The sequence below is a fragment of the Aerococcus urinaehominis genome, assembly GCF_001543245.1.
Lineage (GTDB): Bacteria > Bacillota > Bacilli > Lactobacillales > Aerococcaceae > Aerococcus > Aerococcus urinaehominis.
Map to the genome: position 1 here is coordinate 1,112,878 of NZ_CP014163.1, position 17,937 is coordinate 1,130,814.

Annotated in this window: 14 protein-coding genes and 1 other annotated feature; of the genes, 13 read left to right on the forward strand and 1 reads right to left on the reverse strand. The window is 43.4% G+C overall.

The window, feature by feature from the left end:
• Positions 1–27 precede the first annotated feature (27 nt).
• Positions 28–237, forward strand: a binding site (T-box leader).
• A 47-nt stretch (positions 238–284) separates the two neighbouring features.
• The 6 genes from AWM75_RS05100 (at position 285) to nadE (ending at position 8,549) form a co-directional block, all read left to right on the forward strand.
• Entirely contained in the window at positions 285–1,514 is a 1,230-nt protein-coding gene (locus AWM75_RS05100; RefSeq protein WP_067979085.1) for an argininosuccinate synthase, read from the forward strand.
• Between the two features lie 2 nt (positions 1,515–1,516).
• On the forward strand, positions 1,517–3,013 hold the full coding sequence (locus AWM75_RS05105) for an ABC transporter substrate-binding protein/permease (protein WP_067979089.1): 1,497 nt from the start codon (positions 1,517–1,519) through the stop codon (positions 3,011–3,013).
• Positions 3,014–3,348: 335 nt separating this feature from the next.
• Positions 3,349–4,560 (forward strand): hypothetical protein, encoded by a 1,212-nt coding sequence (locus AWM75_RS05110; protein ID WP_067979093.1) that lies wholly within the window; start codon positions 3,349–3,351, stop codon positions 4,558–4,560.
• A gap of 136 nt (positions 4,561–4,696) precedes the next feature.
• Positions 4,697–6,091, forward strand: coding sequence for a sugar transferase (locus AWM75_RS05115; protein WP_067979097.1), 1,395 nt, complete (start codon positions 4,697–4,699; stop codon positions 6,089–6,091).
• Positions 6,092–6,250: 159 nt separating this feature from the next.
• Positions 6,251–7,720: a nicotinate phosphoribosyltransferase gene (locus tag AWM75_RS05120; protein WP_067979100.1), complete on the forward strand. Its 1,470-nt coding sequence runs from the start codon at positions 6,251–6,253 to the stop codon at positions 7,718–7,720.
• 1 nt (position 7,721) lies between these two features.
• Positions 7,722–8,549: an ammonia-dependent NAD(+) synthetase gene (nadE, locus tag AWM75_RS05125; protein ID WP_067979103.1), complete on the forward strand. Its 828-nt coding sequence runs from the start codon at positions 7,722–7,724 to the stop codon at positions 8,547–8,549.
• A 589-nt stretch (positions 8,550–9,138) separates the two neighbouring features.
• Here the strand turns inward: nadE and AWM75_RS05130 are convergent.
• On the reverse strand, positions 9,139–9,777 hold the full coding sequence (locus AWM75_RS05130; protein WP_067979106.1) for a YigZ family protein: 639 nt from the start codon (positions 9,775–9,777) through the stop codon (positions 9,139–9,141).
• 87 nt (positions 9,778–9,864) lie between these two features.
• Between AWM75_RS05130 and AWM75_RS05135 the strand changes: the two genes are divergently transcribed.
• From AWM75_RS05135 to AWM75_RS05165, 7 genes are all read left to right on the forward strand, one after another.
• A complete protein-coding gene (locus AWM75_RS05135; RefSeq protein WP_067979109.1) occupies positions 9,865–10,716 on the forward strand; it encodes a DegV family protein in 852 nt (283 codons plus the stop codon).
• Positions 10,717–10,787: 71 nt separating this feature from the next.
• Positions 10,788–12,137, forward strand: a complete 1,350-nt coding sequence (locus AWM75_RS05140) for an ATP-dependent helicase ComFA (protein WP_067979110.1) — start codon at positions 10,788–10,790, stop codon at positions 12,135–12,137.
• Entirely contained in the window at positions 12,130–12,804 is a 675-nt protein-coding gene (locus AWM75_RS05145) for a ComF family protein (RefSeq protein ID WP_067979113.1), read from the forward strand. Before AWM75_RS05140 ends, AWM75_RS05145 begins: the two co-directional genes overlap by 8 nt.
• 109 nt (positions 12,805–12,913) lie before the next feature.
• Positions 12,914–13,474: a ribosome hibernation-promoting factor, HPF/YfiA family gene (hpf, locus tag AWM75_RS05150; protein WP_067979115.1), complete on the forward strand. Its 561-nt coding sequence runs from the start codon at positions 12,914–12,916 to the stop codon at positions 13,472–13,474.
• Positions 13,475–13,635: 161 nt separating this feature from the next.
• The gene (gene secA / locus AWM75_RS05155; RefSeq protein WP_067979117.1) at positions 13,636–16,014 is read left to right on the forward strand and encodes a preprotein translocase subunit SecA; all 2,379 of its coding nucleotides are present in this window, start codon (positions 13,636–13,638) and stop codon (positions 16,012–16,014) included.
• Between the two features lie 16 nt (positions 16,015–16,030).
• Positions 16,031–17,135, forward strand: a protein-coding gene (gene prfB, locus AWM75_RS05160) for a peptide chain release factor 2 (RefSeq protein WP_200778319.1) whose coding sequence is annotated in 2 segments (ribosomal slippage) — positions 16,031–16,102 and positions 16,104–17,135 — 1,104 coding nt in all. Because the reading frame shifts where the segments join, the coding sequence is not laid out codon by codon here.
• A 26-nt stretch (positions 17,136–17,161) separates the two neighbouring features.
• Positions 17,162–17,890 (forward strand): response regulator transcription factor, encoded by a 729-nt coding sequence (locus AWM75_RS05165; RefSeq protein ID WP_067979124.1) that lies wholly within the window; start codon positions 17,162–17,164, stop codon positions 17,888–17,890.
• The last annotated feature ends 47 nt before the right edge of the window (positions 17,891–17,937 follow it).

The window sequence follows — 17,937 nt, forward strand, 5'->3', positions numbered from 1 at the left end:
CTAAACTATAATCAGACATATAAATATTGAACATCTATGAAGCAAAGAGTAGCAGGCGTCAACTCGATTAGCGAGGTAAGGACTGGTGAGAGCTTACCCAGAGCGTTTGTGAACTGCATTGTGGAGATGGTCCGGTCAAATCATAGCCGGATTCGCAGAAATGCGTTAAAATTTTCGAGATTATAGGCCTAGTGTCTATAAACAAGAGTGGTATCGTGGGAAGAACCCGCCTCTTATTGAGGGGGTTCTTTTTGTATATAAAAGAGAAAACGGAGGAAGTAACCATGACTAAGAAACAATTTAAAAAAGTATTATTAGCCTATTCAGGCGGTTTAGACACATCTGTCATTATTCCTTGGTTAAAGGAAAATTATGGTGACTGTGAAGTGATTGGTATGACTGGTAATGTCGGCCAGGAAGAAGATTGGGCTGCTGTTGAAGAAAAGGCCCACAATTCAGGTGCTAGCAAACTTTATATTGAAGATTTACGCCAAGAATTTATTGAAGACTATATCTTCCCAGCTATGCAAGCCGGTGCTAAATATGAGGGGACTTACTTATTAGGAACTGCTTACGCACGTCCTTTAATTGCTAAACGGATGGTAGAAATCGCCCACCAAGAGGGCTGTGATGCCATTGCCCACGGTTGCACTGGGAAGGGTAATGACCAAGTGCGTTTCGAGTTAGGAATCCGTGAGTTTGATCCAAGTATGCCTATTATTGCTCCTTGGCGGGAGTGGGATCTTAAGTCTCGGGAAGATGAATTTAAATATGCTGAAGCTCATAACATTCCGCTACCGATTACGCGGGAAACCAACTATTCTAAGGATGAAAATCTTTGGCACTTATCTCATGAAGGGCTAGATTTAGAAGACCCAAGTAAGCAACCTAGCTATGAAAAAATCCTTGAACTTGGTGTGTCACCAAAACAAGCACCTGATGAGTCAGCCTATGTGACCATTGATTTTGAACAAGGCATCCCAGTTGCCCTAGATGGTCAAAAATTATCGGCCTTAGAATTAGTAGAAAGCCTCAATGAGCTAGGTGGTAAATACGGAATTGGTATCCTCGATATTGTTGAAAATCGCTTGGTTGGTATGAAGTCACGGGGGGTTTATGAAACACCTGGTGGTACTATCCTCTACCATGCCCACCAAAAATTAGAACAAATTGTCTTAGATCGTGATACCATGCACTACAAACAACAAGTGGCCCTGAAGTATGCAGAGTTAGTCTATAATGGCCTGTGGTTCTCGCCATTACGGCAAGCTCTTCAAGCCTTTGTTGACCAGACTCAGGTTAATATGACTGGCCAAGTGAAATTAGAGCTCTACAAGGGTAATATTATTGATGCTGGGGTGACCAGCCCATATTCTCTTTATAGTGAAGAACTAGCGACCTTCGATGAAGATGATATCTATGCTCAAGATGATGCTGAAGGCTTTATTAAATTATTTGGTCTGCCGCAATCAGCCCGGGCCATGAAGGAACAGACCTGGAAAGGACAAAAATAAGTATGAAGCGTATCATTAATAAATTAGGACTAGTTGTCTTAGTAGTGAGCTTGGTGTTTGCTTGGCTAAGTCTTAGTATTAGTCAACAAGTCCAAGCGAGTGAGACTAGCAGCCAGGCCCAATCAGGTAATTTATTAGAAGACATAAAAAAACGTGGCGTTATTCGGATGGGCTTATCACCTGACTACCCACCTTATGAGTTTATCGTCCAAGAAAATGGTAAAAATACTGTTAAAGGGATCGATGTCTCAGTTGGACAAAAAATTGCTGATGATTTAGGGGTTAAGCTGGAAATTGTTGAGATGGAGTTCTCATCTTTACTTTCTTCTTTAGAAGCGGGCAATATCGATATGATTATCTCTGGTATGTCAGTGACACCAGAGCGGCAAAAATCAGTGGATTTCTCTAAGGTCTACGAAGTTTCTCCCCAAGTTTTTGTTATCCGTAAAAGTGACCAAGACAAGTTTCCCAATGGCGATGCTTTTGCATCAGGCGACCTGGTAATTGGTGTCCAACAGGGAACTATGCAAGAGCAGCTGGTTAAAGACCAGATGCCTCAAGCAGAAGTCTTTGTCATGTCTCAAGTCCCAGACTTAATTAATGCCCTGAGTACCGGCCAAATTGACGGTGTCCTGATGGATGAAACAGTCGGTGGGGCTCATGCGGCTGAACAGGATAACCTAGCAACCGTGCTAACCGATATTGATGTTGATGAAAATAACGGTAAGGCAGTGGTTGCCCCTAAAGGGGAAAGTGAGTTAGTGGCAGCTATCAATCAGTCGATTGATGAAATCCATGAAAATAATTTAATTGATGTTTATATGGAAGATGCTTTTGCGGCTATTGCTGATAGCCAGCAAACCTCTTGGTTAGACTATTGGCCTTACTTCTGGTCAGGATTAAAGACAACCCTTTTTGTCTCGCTCATTGGTATCCTAGTGGGTACTGTCTTAGGTAGCCTGGTTGCTATTCTACGCTTAGCTCAGATACCGGTGGCTAGCCAACTAGCAACCTTCATGGTGGAATTTATCCGCGGGACTCCACTAATGATTCAAGTGCTCTTTATGTTCTTAGGGGTCGGAGGTTTCTTCGGAATATCAGCTTTGACAGCTGGTTTGATTGCAATTTCAATTAATTCTGGGGCCTATGTGTCTGAGATTATTCGGGGTGGCTTGCAGGCGGTTGATAAGGGACAGACTGAGGCAGCCCGGTCACTTGGTCTAAATCAAAAGACTACCATGCAGAAGATTATTTTCCCGCAAGCACTGCGGTCCATCTGGCCTTCTCTTGGTAATGAATTTATTACCTTAATTAAAGAATCTTCTATTATATCAACGATTGGGGTAGCGGAACTAACCTTCCAGACCCGGGCGGTAACTTCAATTTCCTACCGCGGGATTATCCCACTCTTGATCTCTATGGTACTTTACTTTATTCTTACCTTCCTCTTAGGTAAGCTGCTTAACCATTATGAGCGGCGCATGAATGCCAAATATTAATATAGTTAGAAGAGGGTGAGAGACTTGGCATTCAGGAATGAATCATTGGGAGGAGTTAGGCCAATATCTGCAAGTTATTGAAACTAATTTCTGAAGTTACTTCAGTCCTGCCAAAGCGAACCCGACTACACTGCTAACTTCGTATCATAACGAGAGCCTGGGACTTATGCCCCAGGCTTTTTTAAATTTACTAATATTTTAGCTTAGTCAGTGGTAAACTAGCTTGTCTCTTTTTAATCCAAGTATCACAACTAATCCCACCCTAAAAAGCTTTTACTTTTTACTTTTACAAGGTACAATATAGGAGATAAAAATTTGAATAGGAGTGAACATGAATGGCTAAAAGAAAAAAGGCCAACCGTGGATTGGTTATTATCATGGGGATTTTGGCTGTTGTCGTCATTGCCTCAGTGGGTGTTTATGCCTCGCGGGTAATTAATGTCGACAAGAATGCCGGCTTGGTCCAAACTGATAAATATGCTGAACTACGTGATCGTTTAGATAGTCTTTACTATGATGAATCGAAAGTCTTTCTTAAGGAGAATATTACTGCTGATGAGATCGAAGCAGTTGGTAAAGAAGTAGCTAAGGCAGATGATAAGGAACTTAAAGACCAGTTTGCGGATTTAGAGACACGTTTTGATGCACTCAGCCAAACAAATAATTTATTTGATAAAATTGATGGTCAAGTACCTTTGAATGGCGCCACCATGCTAGAGTATGTCCGTTTAAAAGATAACGCTACCGAAAAAGATATTAAAAAAGTAGAAAAAGCTTTTGCTAAGCAGTTGAAAGATACTGATGAGGATGGTTTCTATAAAGTTATCGCTAGTCTTTTAGACCAAGCTAAGCAACAAGAAGCGCTCTTTACTGAGGTTAACAAGCAAATCGAAGACCTGAAGAAGAATAAGGACCTGACTTATGAGGACTTGGCTGACCAATTAGCCGACCTGCGCCAAGAAATCAACAAAATGGATAATAATTATGTTAAGGCACGTTTGCTACGTCTTCTCGGTGAAGCAGACCGTGACTTGACTAAGCTAATCGGTGAGCGAGAAGTTAAGGAAGCTGAAGACCGCGGCTTATCTAAAGAAGAAGTTGAAAAACGACGCCAGGAAGCTGAAGCACGTGCTCGTCAAGCTGAAAATCGCCAAAGAGAATTGAACCAGCAAAGTCAAACAGTGGAAAGTCAGGCACCGGTTCAATCTAGCCAGCAGCCTAGCTTGCGGCCAAGCCAGCCTGCCAGTCGGAGAAACAGCCAATCGCAAGCACCGGCTAATCGTCCTTCACAGGCTAGTCCAAGCACTAGTAGCCAGGCAAGCAGTCAGGAACAGCCACCGACGCCCGCGCCAGAGCCATCACCGAGCAATGAGCCACCGGCTGATAGTTTGAAAGAAATTGAGCTACCTGAAGCGAGCCAACCGACTGAGCCTAGTCAACCGCAACCACCAGCAGCTGATTCAGGTGAATCAGCCCCAGCCCCAGACTCAGGAGCTGGTGAGGCACCAGCAGGTGGGGAAACATCAACAGGCGAAGCAGCTGAATAGAAACTTAAGTGAATTTTATAAGTCATTTAGTTAATCAGGCTAATAGCTATGCTAGACTAAATGAAAGGGACAAGGATGGGTTTTGCCCATCCTTGTCCCGTATTATTAGACTTTGAATAGTAGGGAGCTGATTTATATGCAAAAAGATGGTGGGTGGACAAATTGGTACCGAGTAGCCATTGCTGGTCTAGAGGCCTTCTTACTCTTTATTTCCTATATTTTGTCCTTCTTCCTGCGTTACGGACGATATGTACCAGCCCGTAATTTTGATGCCTTTCAGGGGGCCATTGGTTGGATTTTGATAGTTTTTATTATCTTTAACCTCTTATTTGGCGTTTATATTCTTTATAACAAAACCCATGCTGACCTCTTCTTTATTACCGTCATTATTCAGGGCTTGCTGGCTGTTTTTACCATGGTACTCAGTTTTGCTGGCCGCTGGCTAGCCTTTCCGCGGACGGTAATCTTGATTGACTTTTTTGTTTCAATCATCATCCTTTTTTGTTTCCGGGCTATGGTCTTTAATATCTATCGCCGCTATACCTCGACTAAACGGGTTATGATTGTCGGTGTGGAAGATGAGGTCTTTCCGGCCATCTTTAATTTTAAATCTTCCAAGTCAACCCGACATATTGTCACCCATGTCGTTTTGTCAGATTATTACGAGAATGTTAAAGCCCGCTTGGATGAATTTGATATTGTTTACCTAGCTTCCCAGATTGATGAGGATGAGAAGCTAAAGATTTATGACCTCTTAATGCGGGAAAATAAAAAACTCTTCTTAAACTCTAAGTTTGAAAACTTGGTAATGGTTAATCCCAATATCATGAACTTCGAGGATGAATCGATTATTGAAACATCTGATTTTGCGATTCCAGCAGACCAAGAACTCATCAAACGGGGACTGGATATCCTAATGGCCCTTGCCATTCTGATTGTCGCTTCCCCAATTATGTTAGTGACGGCCCTTCTAGTAAAATTGACCTCGCCTGGACCGGTATTTTACCGACAAACTCGGATTACTAAGGGCGGGGAGGAATTTGAAATCCTTAAATTCAGATCGATGTCCGCTACAGCCGAGGACAAGTCGGGGCCAGTTATTGCCACTAAAAATGACTCCCGGGTAACCTCCGTTGGTAAATTTATTCGAGCGACCCGGATTGATGAATTGCCTCAGGTGATCAATGTCCTTAAAGGGGAAATGTCCATGATTGGCCCCAGACCTGAACGGCCTTTCTTTGTTGACCAGTTCCAGGCCCAAAACCCCCACTACTATCTCCGCCATAATGTCCGGGCTGGGATTACGGGTTATGCCCAAGTTTATGGCAAGTATGCCAGCGATTTTAACTCTAAATTGAATTTTGACTTGATTTATATTAAGAAGTATCATTTGATTTTAGATTTTAAGATTCTCTTGCAGACCATTAAAATCCTTTTTGATAAGGTTTCTTCATCAGGGATTGATGAAAATGCTAAACCAACTGTCACTAGAGAAGAAATTAATAATATGCGGATTGAATTAGTTGAATAGTTAGTGACTTTTTAGATTAATTTAGTTCATCAAGACAGAGCTTAGCGATACAGCCAGGCTCTGTTTTTATTTTGCCGTAGCACTTTCTTTTGACTAAACCGCTTTAGTGATATAATAACCAGTAATAAGTCGTTCCCTAAGAGAGGAAGTTAGAGGATTATGGAAAAAAATTTAGCCTTACATACAGACTTGTATGAAATAAATATGATGAAAGTATACTGGGATGCTGGTAATATGGACCAACGTGCCATTTTTGAAGTGTATTTCAGAAAACATCCCTTTGAAAATGGCTATGCGATTTATGCTGGTTTAGAACATGTGATTGATTACTTGAATAATCTGTCTTTTACTGACCAGGATATTGCTTACTTACGTCAGACCCAGGATTATCCAGAAGATTTCCTGCAATATTTAGCAGATTTTAAATTTGAAGGCACGGTCCGGTCTATGCAAGAAGGTCAGGTTTGCTATGCTAATGAGCCCTTGTTACAGGTAGAAGGGAAACTAGCGGAATGCCAACTCGTAGAGACCGCTATTTTAAATATTATTAACTTCCAGACCCTGATTGCTACTAAGGCCTCGCGCATTCGCAATGTTTGTGGTAGTGATAGTCTAGCTGAGTTTGGTGCACGCCGAGCCCAAGAGCTTGATGCCGCCATTTGGGGGTCACGAGCTGCTTATATTGGTGGTTTTGATTCAACGTCCAATGTCCGGGCGGGCAAGATTTTCGGGGTGCCGATTTCCGGGACCCATGCCCACGCTATGGTCCAAGCTTATCGGTCTGACTATGAGGCTTTCAAACACTATGCTGAGTCTCACCGTGATTGTGTCTTTTTGGTTGATACTTACGATACACTCCGTTCCGGTGTGCCTAATGCTATCCGGGTAGCCAAAGAAATGGGCGATAAGATTAACTTTATTGGTGTCCGGATTGATTCCGGTGATATTACTTATCTCTCTAAGCGTATTCGGACCATGTTGGATGATGCCGGATTTGAAGATGCCATTATTGTGGCCTCTAATGACTTAGATGAAAAAACCATTCTTAATCTGAAGATGCAGGGGGCCAAGGTAGATTCTTGGGGGGTCGGCACCCAATTAATTACTGCCTATGATCAACCAGCCTTGGGAGCAGTATATAAGTTAGTCGCTATTGAGGATGATAATGGTGACTTAGTGCCGACAATGAAGGTGTCTTCATCACCAGAAAAGACAACCACCCCTGGTAAAAAACAAGTGTGGCGGATCCATGGCCACAATGTTCCTAAATTAGAAGGGGACTTGATTTGCTTAGATGGTGAAGACCCTAATGACTTAGAGGAGCTCTTCATGTTCCACCCAACTTACCCATATATTAATAAAACCGTTGAGAACTTTACAGCAGAGCCTTTATTGGTGACTATTTTTGACCAGGGTGAATTGGTATACGATCAACCAGGCCTTGATCAAATTAGGGCGGACTCCCAAGCAGAATTAGCGCGGCATTGGGATGAGACTAAACGTTTATTGAATCCAGAGCCCTTCCCGGTTGATTTGTCACAACAGCTCTATGATCTGAAGATGGATTCTATCGCTCAGGTCCGCCAAGAAGTCCAGGCGACTGTTGAGCGGATGACCAAAGGAGAGTAGTATGTCTAAACAAGCGGAAATTATTGAAGCCCTGAAGGTCGCACCGACCATTAATCCTGGCCAAGAGGTTAGGCGGTCAATCGATTTTTTAAAGGCATATATTAAGTCGGTTCCTGGTATAAAGAGTCTCGTGCTGGGCATTTCCGGTGGTCAGGACTCTACCTTAGCGGGTAAATTATCACAGATGGCTATTAGCGAACTCCGCCAGGAAACAGGGGATGCTAGCTATCAATTCATTGCTGTCCGCCTCCCCTATGGCCAGCAAGTGGACGCCCAGGATGCCCGGGATGCGGTTGCCTTTATCCAGGCTGATCAAGATTTTGAAGTCAATATCAAGCCGGCGGTTGATAGTCAGGTTGCTTCTTTAGAGGCAGCCGGTCTATCAGTTTCCGATTTTAACAAGGGGAATATCAAGGCCCGCCAACGGATGGTGAGTCAGTTTGCCATTGCGGGAGAGTGCCACGGTTTGGTAGTTGGATCTGATCATGCTGCCGAAGCAGTCACTGGATTTTATACCAAATTTGGTGATGGGGCTGCTGATATTATGCCTTTGTGGCGTTTAAACAAGCGTCAGGGTAAAGAAATGCTGATTTATCTTAACTGCCCAGCCCACTTGTATGAAAAGATACCGATTGCCGACTTAGAAGAGGAAAAACCCCAACAAGCTGATGAAGATGCCCTAGGGGTTAGTTACCAAGCCATCGATGATTATTTAGAAGGTCAAGAAGTGGCAGACAAGGATCGAGACCGCATTGAACACCTTTATCGCATTAGCGAGCACAAGCGCCAGCTACCGGTTAACATTTATATGGACTGGTGGCAATATTAAACTATTAAGAAAAGAGCCTGGGACAATGAGTCTCAGGCTCTTGCATTTATAGGAATATTGGCAGCATAGTTGGGCTCCAGCATAGCATACTATATCCGTGCGCATTGGAAATGCTACGGCTACAGCAAAGAAGCTGAACTAAAGTCGTTTCACTAGGCTGACGCAATATCTTTCAGATATTGGTCTGCCTAGCTCCAACGATTCAGTTCAGGGCGCTTCTTGTCGCACCCTTAGTCGGGTTCGTTTTGGCAGACCAGGCGTCCTTTCGCAGAATTCAAGACAATATCTGACGATATTGCTTGTCTTCTGCTCCAAGGATCCTGGTCTAAGCGCCAAAGTTCACACCCTGTTTAGTCGGGTTCGCTTTGGCAGACCAGGCGTCCTTTCGCAGAATTCAAGACAATATCTGACGATATTGCTTGTCTTCTGCTCCAAGGATCCTGGTCTAAGCGCCAACGCTCGCACCATGTTTAGTTGGGTTCGGTCTGGCAGAACTGAAGCCCTTTCATAAAACCCGACACCATATCTGCGATATTGGTCGTCTTTTATTCTAAGGCCCCAGTTCTAAGGGCCAGCCCTCATACTCTCATTATTTATAAGGAATATCGACATCGACATAAACTTGGTCACCAATTTTAAAATTTGCTTGATCATTAGTTAGATCAACAAGTTCAGCTTGGACCGTGTCGACTTGACTACTTGGAATACCTAAATGATAGGTCATCTCTTCTAGATATGTGGTATCTAGGAGGATGTAGGGGGACTGTTCTACCCAGTAGGTCATATTACCAGTCAGGTTGTAGGGAATGGTAACAGCTAGCTCGGTTTGTAACTGGCGTTCAACTAGCCCCACCGCCTTGAGCCCTTCACTGACAGCGGTACTATAAGCGCGGATAAGCCCGCCAGCGCCCAGTTTGGTGCCGCCAAAATAACGGGTGACGATTGTAATGACATTGTGGAGATCATTTTGTTTGAGTACTTCCAACATCGGTACGCCCGCTGTCCCACTGGGTTCACCATCATCTAAGGCCCGCTGTATTTCATGATTGTCGCCAATTTGGTAGGCGACACAGTTGTGGGTGGCCTTGTAATGTTCTTTATTTATCTTAGCTATAAAGTCCTTGGCCTCTTCCTCGGAAAAGACCCGGGCCAGGTGGCAGATGAACTGCGATCCCCGTACATCAATTTCATGTTGGCCTGGGCCTTTAATCGTTTTATATTCAATCAAGTTGTCTCCTCCTCATCAAATTTATTGTATAGTATTTGTTCTGATTATGCTAATATAGGAATATCGAGATTGAGAGAAGGTGAGTGAATGGCACTTGCAATTGTGTCTGATTCAACTGCAGGTTTATCAAAGGAATTTATTGAGGCAAACGATATCAGTATCCTGCCTTTAAGCATTAATTTTTCTGATGCTAGCTACCAAGAAGGCCAAGATCTTGCTGCTAGTGAAATTTATCAAAAATTAGCAAGTTCGAGCGAGCAGGCTTCAACCTCTCAGCCTAGTGCAGGCTTAGTTAGCCAGGTTTATGAAGATTTAGCTAGCGAATATGATGAAATTTTGGTTATTACCTTATCAAAAAAATTATCTGGCACCTTCCAAACCGCACAAATGCTGAGTCAAGATTATGATCAGGTCAATATAGTAGTTTTTGATAGTCAAACAGCTACTCAGGCTCATGCTTGGTTAGTGGAAGCGGCTGTGAACTTACGTCAACAGGGTAAGGAGCTGGCTGAAATTTTGCCTGTATTAGAAAAAATGGCGGCAACGAGTCAGATTTACTTTGTTGTTGATGATTTATCTTATTTGGTCAAGGGCGGCCGGTTAAGTCCAACAGCAGCAGCTCTGGGTAACTTACTATCGGTGAAACCGCTCATTACGATTACGGATGGCGAAATTCAAGTTAAGGAAAAAATCCGCTCGGTGCGCAAAGTCAACCAGAAAATTATAGATATTGCACGTCAAAGTTTGGCCGACTACCCGGTTAAACTAGCTTTCTTAGAGGTTGCGCCTAGTTCAGCCTCGCAACAGCTTTATACTGATTTAAAGGGTCAATTTCCTGATTATGTAATTGAAAAAAGAATGATTACGCCAGTAATCGGCACCCATGTCGGCCCATCTGCTTATGGATTAGCCTTGATAGCTGATCTGGAAGAAGTCTAGCATTTATTATATTTTATTTCGGTAAAAACCTGCTCAACTTACGTATCTGTAAGTGGAGGAGGTTTTTTTCTATGACCAAATTTATTGGACGTCTACATTTGGCCAAGCAGCTAGACCAGGCTGATATAAATCAGAATGACAAAATCATTCGTATCGCCGCCATAAAAAGAACTAAAGGGGGCTATGTTTGTCAGCGCTGTTTAAATCAGGATCAAAATCAGTTTGCAGCTAATTTTTGTGACTGTCAGACCGAGTGTGTTTATTGCCTAGCTTGCTTGTCATTTGGCAAGATTAGGTCTTGTGATTACTTTTATTATCAACCAGCTTTAGACTATTATGATTGGGGTCAAGCAGCTAGCTACTGCCAATGGCCTGGAAAATTATCAGCCCAACAAGACCAGGGGGCCCAGGATTTATTGCGAGCCTGGAAGCAGCAGAATAATCACCTGGTCTGGGCTGTGACAGGAGCAGGGAAGACCGAGATGACCTTCCCCTTGATTGATCAAGTGATTTGCCAGGGATTAAGGGTAGTGATTGCTACACCACGTATCGATGTTGCTAATGAATTGTTTCCTCGTATCCAAGCTGCTTTTCCTGACCTGGATATTTTATTAGCACATAGCCAAAGTGATATGGCCTATCGTTTAGCCCCAATTACGGTGTGCGCCACCCATCAATTAGTCCATTTTAAGGCGGCTTTTGACCTAGTTATTATTGATGAAATTGATGCTTTTCCCTTCCATGGGAATCCCATGCTACAGGCTTGGGCTAGACGCAGTCAAACGGCAGTAGGAGTAACAGTTTGGTTAACGGCGACACCAAGTGATGACATGATTCGAGCAGCCAAATCAGGTCGCTTGTCTCACTCTATTTTGCCAGCCCGTTACCACCGGCATGCCTTGCCTGTGCCTCGTCACATATGGCTAGGTGACTGGCGGCAACAAGTTAGTCGTGGCCGACTCCCTGGCTTACTTTATCGTTTGATTGAAGCAAAATTAGCAGCTCAAAGACGTTTCCTAATCTTTTTCCCCCATATCCAGCTAATGAGTCAGGCAGAAGCCATCTTGCATCGGTATTTTCCTCAGGCTAAATTTACCAGCGTTTCCTCAAAGGATACCAAGCGTGCGGATAAGGTGCAGACGATGCGAGATGAAGGCTATGATTTCATGCTGACAACTATGATTTTAGAGCGAGGGGTCACCTTCGTGGCTATTGATGTGCTGATTGTTGGTAGCGAGGACCGGACCTTTACTCAATCTTCTCTGGTCCAAATTGCTGGCCGCGTGGGCCGCAAACCCAGTGCGCCGACTGGCCAGGTTTATTTTTTACATTATGGAAAGACCCGGGCTAGTCGTGGGGCTATCAAACAAATTACGGCAATGAACCGATTAGCCAGGCAAAGGGGGCTAATTGATGACTAATTGCTTACTGTGCCAAGAAGCAATTAGCCAAGTCACTGGCTTAAAAGAAATCTTAAGTTGGTCTTTAGCTAAACCTTCTTTGATATGTGACTATTGCCAAACAGCTTTGCAGTCTATAACAGGACCCTGTTGTCCCCAGTGTGGACGGTCCCACCAAGGTTTGTGTATGGATTGTCGTCGTTGGCAGGACCAGGGCTGGTACTTCAAAAATCAAGCCCTCTATGCTTACAATGATACCTTTCGAGCTTGGGTCACCCTACTAAAGGCTAAGGGAGACCAGCGATTAGCTGGTTATTTTGGCCCTCAGCTACAGCAGGTTTTTCAAAAATATCCGGGCTTTTGTCTGGTGCCCATTCCTTCTCAACCTTTAAATCGCGCTAAACGTGGCTTTAACCAGACCGAGGCTATTTTAAACTTCTCCAAGTTGGCATATCAGCCCCTCTTGGTCGGTTGTAGTCAGCAGACAGGCAAACAAGCGCTCAAAACTCGTCATGAGCGCCTACACCAGGCTCAGCCTTTTAAATTAGCTGGTAATATCCAAGGTTTGCCAGATAAAGTCCTTTTATTTGATGATATTTATACTACTGGAGCTACCCTATATCAAGCTAGCCAATGTTTGCGTCAAGCTGGGGTAGTTGAAGTATCAGGATTGACCTTAGCCCGTTAGCTTTCATTTGAAAATGTAACCGATTTCGTGTATACTATAAGTAGATTAAGAGGTAACTAGTTAGTTGCCTCAGCAGGCTGAGGCTTGCTAATAGAAAGGATGAGTAAGTATGTTTACATATAATATCCGAGGAGAAAATATTGAGATTACTCCGGCTATCAGGGAATATGCTGAGAAGAAAATCGGTAAATTGGAAAAATATTTCCAAGGTGAACCTGATGGTACTGTTTACGTAAACGCTAAGATTTATCCTAACCGTGATGCTAAGGCAGAGGTAACCATTCCCCTGAATCGTCTGACTTTACGGGCTGAAGAAACCAGCCAGGACTTGTACGGCAGTATCGACTTAGTAGTTGATAAGTTAGAGCGTCAAGTACGTAAATATAAAACAAAAATCAACCGTAAAGCACGGGAAGGTGGCAATGAAGACTTAATTTTTGCTGCTGGAGCAGATGAAGAGGTTGAAGAGCAAGACGTGGATATCGAAATTGTTCGGACCAAGCGAATTGGTGTAAAACCAATGTCTGCTGAGGAAGCTGTCTTACAGATGGAAATGTTAGGTCACGATTTCTTTATCTTTGAAGATGCTGAAGAAGGCAATTTATCACTAGTTTATGCACGTGCTAACGGTAAGTATGGCTTGATTGAAATTGATGGGGAAATTGTCTAAATAAGTAAATATATATTTAATCCGGCTGGCCTAGGCTAGCCGGATTTTTTTGTTCTGCAAATAAATCTAAGAGAATACGGATTAATTAAACGACACGGTTTCCTATTTGTTATAATTAATGATAATATAAGAGGGATTAAATTGTTTAGAGGAGAGTCAAAGTGGCTAATTTATTAAAGAAAATATTTGATAACGATAAGAAAGAGCTCAAGCGTTTTGACAAACTGGCTAAGGAAGTAGAAGCACTTGAGGATAAGTATGCAGCTTATACTGATGACCAATTACGTGATCGGACAGAAGCTTTTCAGGACCGTCTGCAATACGGAGAAACTTTAGATGATGTCCTAGTAGAGGCCTTTGCAACTGTTCGTGAAGCGGCCCGCCGGGTATTAGGGCTATTTCCTTACCATGTTCAGATTATGGGGGGCTTAGCCCTACATTATGGTAATATCGCTGAAATGAAAACGGGTGAAGGTAAAACCTTAACAGAGACCATGCCCGTGTATCTTAATGCCCTAACAGGTAAGGGTGTTCATGTGGTGACAGTTAACGAATACCTAGCTAAGCGTGATGCTGAAGATATGGGTGAGGTTTTCCGCTTTTTAGGTTTGACAGTTGGCCTTAATACTAATGATATGACCCCAGAGCAGAAAAAAGCAGCCTACAACTGTGACGTCACTTATTCAACCAACAACGAATTAGGCTTTGACTACTTGCGTGATAATATGGTCGTTTATGAAAAAGACATGGTGCAACGGCCTCTGTTCTATGCGGTAGTCGATGAGGTTGACTCTATCTTGATTGATGAGGCTCGGACACCATTAATTATTTCTGGTCAGGCTGAGCAGTCTACAGCCCTTTATCAAAAGGCTGATTATTTTGTTAAGAGTTTGGTAGCCGATGAGGATTACACGATTGATGTATCTTCTAAAACGATTGCGCTATCAGAAGAGGGAATTGAAAAGGCTGAAGCTGCTTTCCATTTGGACAACCTTTATGATGTGGAAAATGGTAGTTTAATTCACCATATCGATACAGCCTTGCGTGCCAATTACATCATGATTCGTGATATCGACTATGTAGTACAGGATGGCGAAGTGAAAATTGTTGATGGTTTTACCGGTCGGATTATGGATGGCCGCCGCTACTCAGATGGCCTCCATCAAGCGATTGAGGCCAAGGAAAATGTCGAGATTCAAAATGAGTCTAAAACGATGGCTACTATTACCTTCCAGAATTATTTCCGTATGTATGAAAAGTTAGCAGGGATGACTGGTACGGCTAAAACAGAAGAGCAGGAGTTCCGGGAAATTTATAATATGGATGTTATTCAAATCCCAACTAACCGGCCTGTCCAACGCTTGGATGAAAATGACCTCTTGTACCCTAATTTGCATGCTAAGTTTAATGCTGTTGTGGCCGAGATTCAGGACCGTCATGACCAGGGTCAACCAGTTTTAGTAGGTACAGTAGCTGTTGAAACCTCAGAATTACTTTCACGGAAATTAACCGAGTTAGGCATTCCTCATAATGTATTGAATGCCAAGAATCATGAGCGTGAGGCGGAGATTGTTCAAAATGCGGGGCAACCTGGTGCAGTGACTATTGCCACTAATATGGCTGGTCGGGGTACTGATATCAAGTTAGGTCCAGGCGTTAAAGAGAACGGCGGTCTAGCTGTTATCGGTACCGAACGTCACGAGTCACGTCGGATTGATGACCAGTTACGGGGCCGGGCCGGTCGCCAAGGGGACCCTGGTTACTCTCGTTTCTATTTATCGCTTGAAGATGACTTAATGCGTCGCTTCGGTTCCGAACGGATTCAAAGCTTGTGGGAGAGCCTGAATGTTGATGGGGAAGAAGATGATTTGGTAATCGAAAACCGGATGATTTCTCGCCAAGTAGAATCAGCCCAACGTCGGGTTGAGGGTAACAACTATGACACCCGTAAAAATGTCTTGGAGTACGATGAGGTCATGCGGGAGCAAAGAGAAATTATCTACAAGCAGCGTCACCAAATTATCACCGAGACTGAGTCCCTAGATGGTATTATGTGGGCCATGATTGACCGGACGATTGACCGGGTGGTAGACCAATACACAGAGGGCAACAAGTCTGAGTGGAATTTGCAAGCTATTTTAGATTTTGCTCAAACTTCACTGGTACATCCTGACGATATTAGCCTAGGAAGCTTGGAGAATAAGAATGCCAAGGAGATTAACCAGTATATTACTGACTTAGCCGAAGATCGCTTCCATGAAAAATTAACCGAGATGAATAATCCAGAAATGGTTATGGAATTTGAAAAAGTTGTGATTCTCCGGGCAGTTGACTCTAATTGGACAGACCACATTGATGCGATGGATCAATTGCGTCAAGGGGTTGGTTTACGCGCCTATGCCCAAAATAATCCTTTGGTAGAGTATCAGACAGAAGGTTTCGAGCGCTTTAATGAGATGATTGCTGGTATTGAGTATGATGCGACCCGTCTCTTTATGAAATCACAAGTACGTCAAAACTTAGAACGGCAACAAGTTTAATAGTGAAGGTGAATAGATGGAATTACATGAAATTCGCAAACAATTAGATGATAACCGTGACCAATTAAATAGCTTTAGGGGGTCTCTTTGACTTAGAGGCCCTAGAAGCTGATATTGCTGATTATGAAGACCAGATGCTGGCCCCTGATTTCTGGGATGACCAGACCCAGGCCCAGGCTACTATTGCTGATTTAAATGCTGCTAAGGCATCTTACCAAATCCTTAAAGATCTCTTAACGGGTTGGGAAGATCTTGATGCCATGTACGAGCTAGTCAAGGAAGAGGATGACCAAGAGTTGGCTCAAGAACTGAGTCAGGCCACCCAAGACTTCCAAGGGCAGATGGCCGCTTATGAGCGTCAAATGCTCCTAAGCGGTGATTACGACCATAATGATTGCTATTTAGAAATTCATCCAGGTGCTGGTGGGACTGAATCCCAAGATTGGGCAGCCATACTCTTGCGTATGTATCAGCGCTGGGCTGACCAGCATGGTTATCGGGCTAATATGCTAGACTACCAGGATGGGGATGAGGCAGGTCTTAAGAGTGTTACTCTGGAAATTAAGGGTGACTATGCTTACGGTATGATGAAGTCTGAGCATGGTGTCCACCGTTTGGTCCGGATTTCCCCCTTCGATTCCAATAGTCGTCGCCATACCTCTTTTGCCTCAGTCGAGGTCATGCCGGTGCTAGACCAGACCACTGAAATTGATATTAATGAAGATGATATCAAGATGGATGTTTTCCGGGCTTCTGGAGCTGGGGGCCAACATATTAATAAAACCTCCTCAGCTGTCCGTTTAACCCATATACCAACTGGTATTGTCGTTGCCTCACAAAGTCAGCGTTCCCAATTTCAAAATAGGGACACAGCCATGAAGATGTTGCAAGCTAAGTTAGCTCGCCTTTTAGAGGAGAAAAATGCCCAGGAACTGGATGAAATCCGTGGCGTTAAAAGTGAAATTGCTTGGGGATCACAGATAAGGTCCTATGTCTTCCACCCATACAGCATGGTCAAGGACCATCGCACTGATTATGAGGTGGGTAACGCTCAGTCGGTAGTGGATGGGGACTTAGATGGCTTTATCGATGCTTATTTAAAAGACCAATTAAGTGATTAGATGCGTAAAGTGATGGAGGAAGAATGATGGATCAACGCGTTTTAGTTGTTGATGATGAGGCGTCAATCAGGACGTTATTAGAATACAATCTAAAAAAAGAAGGTTACCAAGTAGACTTGGCTGTTGACGGTCAGGAAGGTTTGGATAAAGCCTTAAATCAGCGCTATGATTTTATTATTTTAGATTTAATGCTACCTAAGATGGATGGAGCAGACGTTTGTAAGGCAATCAGAGCTAAAGATATCGATGTGCCAATAATGATGCTGACTGCTAAGGATGATGAGACGGACAAGGTTGTTGGTCTAGAAATTGGAGCAGACGATTACATGGTTAAGCCTTTCAGTCCACGAGAATTAACGGCTCGGATGAAGGCAATTCGTCGCCGCTATCGTAAAAACCAACAGGACCATAATAAGGACAGCCAGCCAACTGAGGATGAAAGTTCTGAGTGCCTCAAGGTCGGAGATATTGAGATTTATTATGGTGATTACGAGGTCTTCGTCAGGGGTGAGGCGGTGGATATGACCCCTAAAGAATTTGAGCTCCTTTACTATATGGCTAACCGGGTTAATCGCACCCTATCACGTGAGCAACTCTTGCAGAAAATTTGGGAATTTGACTATAACGGTGGCACTCGCATTGTTGATGTCCATATCTCTCATCTGCGAGAGAAAATTGAACGCAACACAAAAAAACCTGAGTACATTATCACGGTTCGCGGCTTCGGCTATAAATTTGAGGTGCCGGATTCGTGAAGAAATTAACACTCTATATAACAACAGTCTTCGCGCTGTTGTTTATT

What these genes read in the sequence shown, in the direction of transcription:
- AWM75_RS05115 (WP_067979097.1), top strand. Translation starts at nt 4,697, where the DNA reads ATGCAAAAAGATGGTGGGTGGACAAATTGGTACCGAGTAGCCATTGCT.
- AWM75_RS05140 (WP_067979110.1), top strand. Translation starts at nt 10,788, where the DNA reads ATGACCAAATTTATTGGACGTCTACATTTGGCCAAGCAGCTAGACCAG.
- AWM75_RS05145 (WP_067979113.1), top strand. Translation starts at nt 12,130, where the DNA reads ATGACTAATTGCTTACTGTGCCAAGAAGCAATTAGCCAAGTCACTGGC.
- nadE (WP_067979103.1), top strand. Translation starts at nt 7,722, where the DNA reads ATGTCTAAACAAGCGGAAATTATTGAAGCCCTGAAGGTCGCACCGACC.
- AWM75_RS05135 (WP_067979109.1), top strand. Translation starts at nt 9,865, where the DNA reads ATGGCACTTGCAATTGTGTCTGATTCAACTGCAGGTTTATCAAAGGAA.
- hpf (WP_067979115.1), top strand. Translation starts at nt 12,914, where the DNA reads ATGTTTACATATAATATCCGAGGAGAAAATATTGAGATTACTCCGGCT.
- AWM75_RS05100 (WP_067979085.1), top strand. Translation starts at nt 285, where the DNA reads ATGACTAAGAAACAATTTAAAAAAGTATTATTAGCCTATTCAGGCGGT.
- AWM75_RS05120 (WP_067979100.1), top strand. Translation starts at nt 6,251, where the DNA reads ATGGAAAAAAATTTAGCCTTACATACAGACTTGTATGAAATAAATATG.
- AWM75_RS05105 (WP_067979089.1), top strand. Translation starts at nt 1,517, where the DNA reads ATGAAGCGTATCATTAATAAATTAGGACTAGTTGTCTTAGTAGTGAGC.
- AWM75_RS05110 (WP_067979093.1), top strand. Translation starts at nt 3,349, where the DNA reads ATGGCTAAAAGAAAAAAGGCCAACCGTGGATTGGTTATTATCATGGGG.
- AWM75_RS05165 (WP_067979124.1), top strand. Translation starts at nt 17,162, where the DNA reads ATGGATCAACGCGTTTTAGTTGTTGATGATGAGGCGTCAATCAGGACG.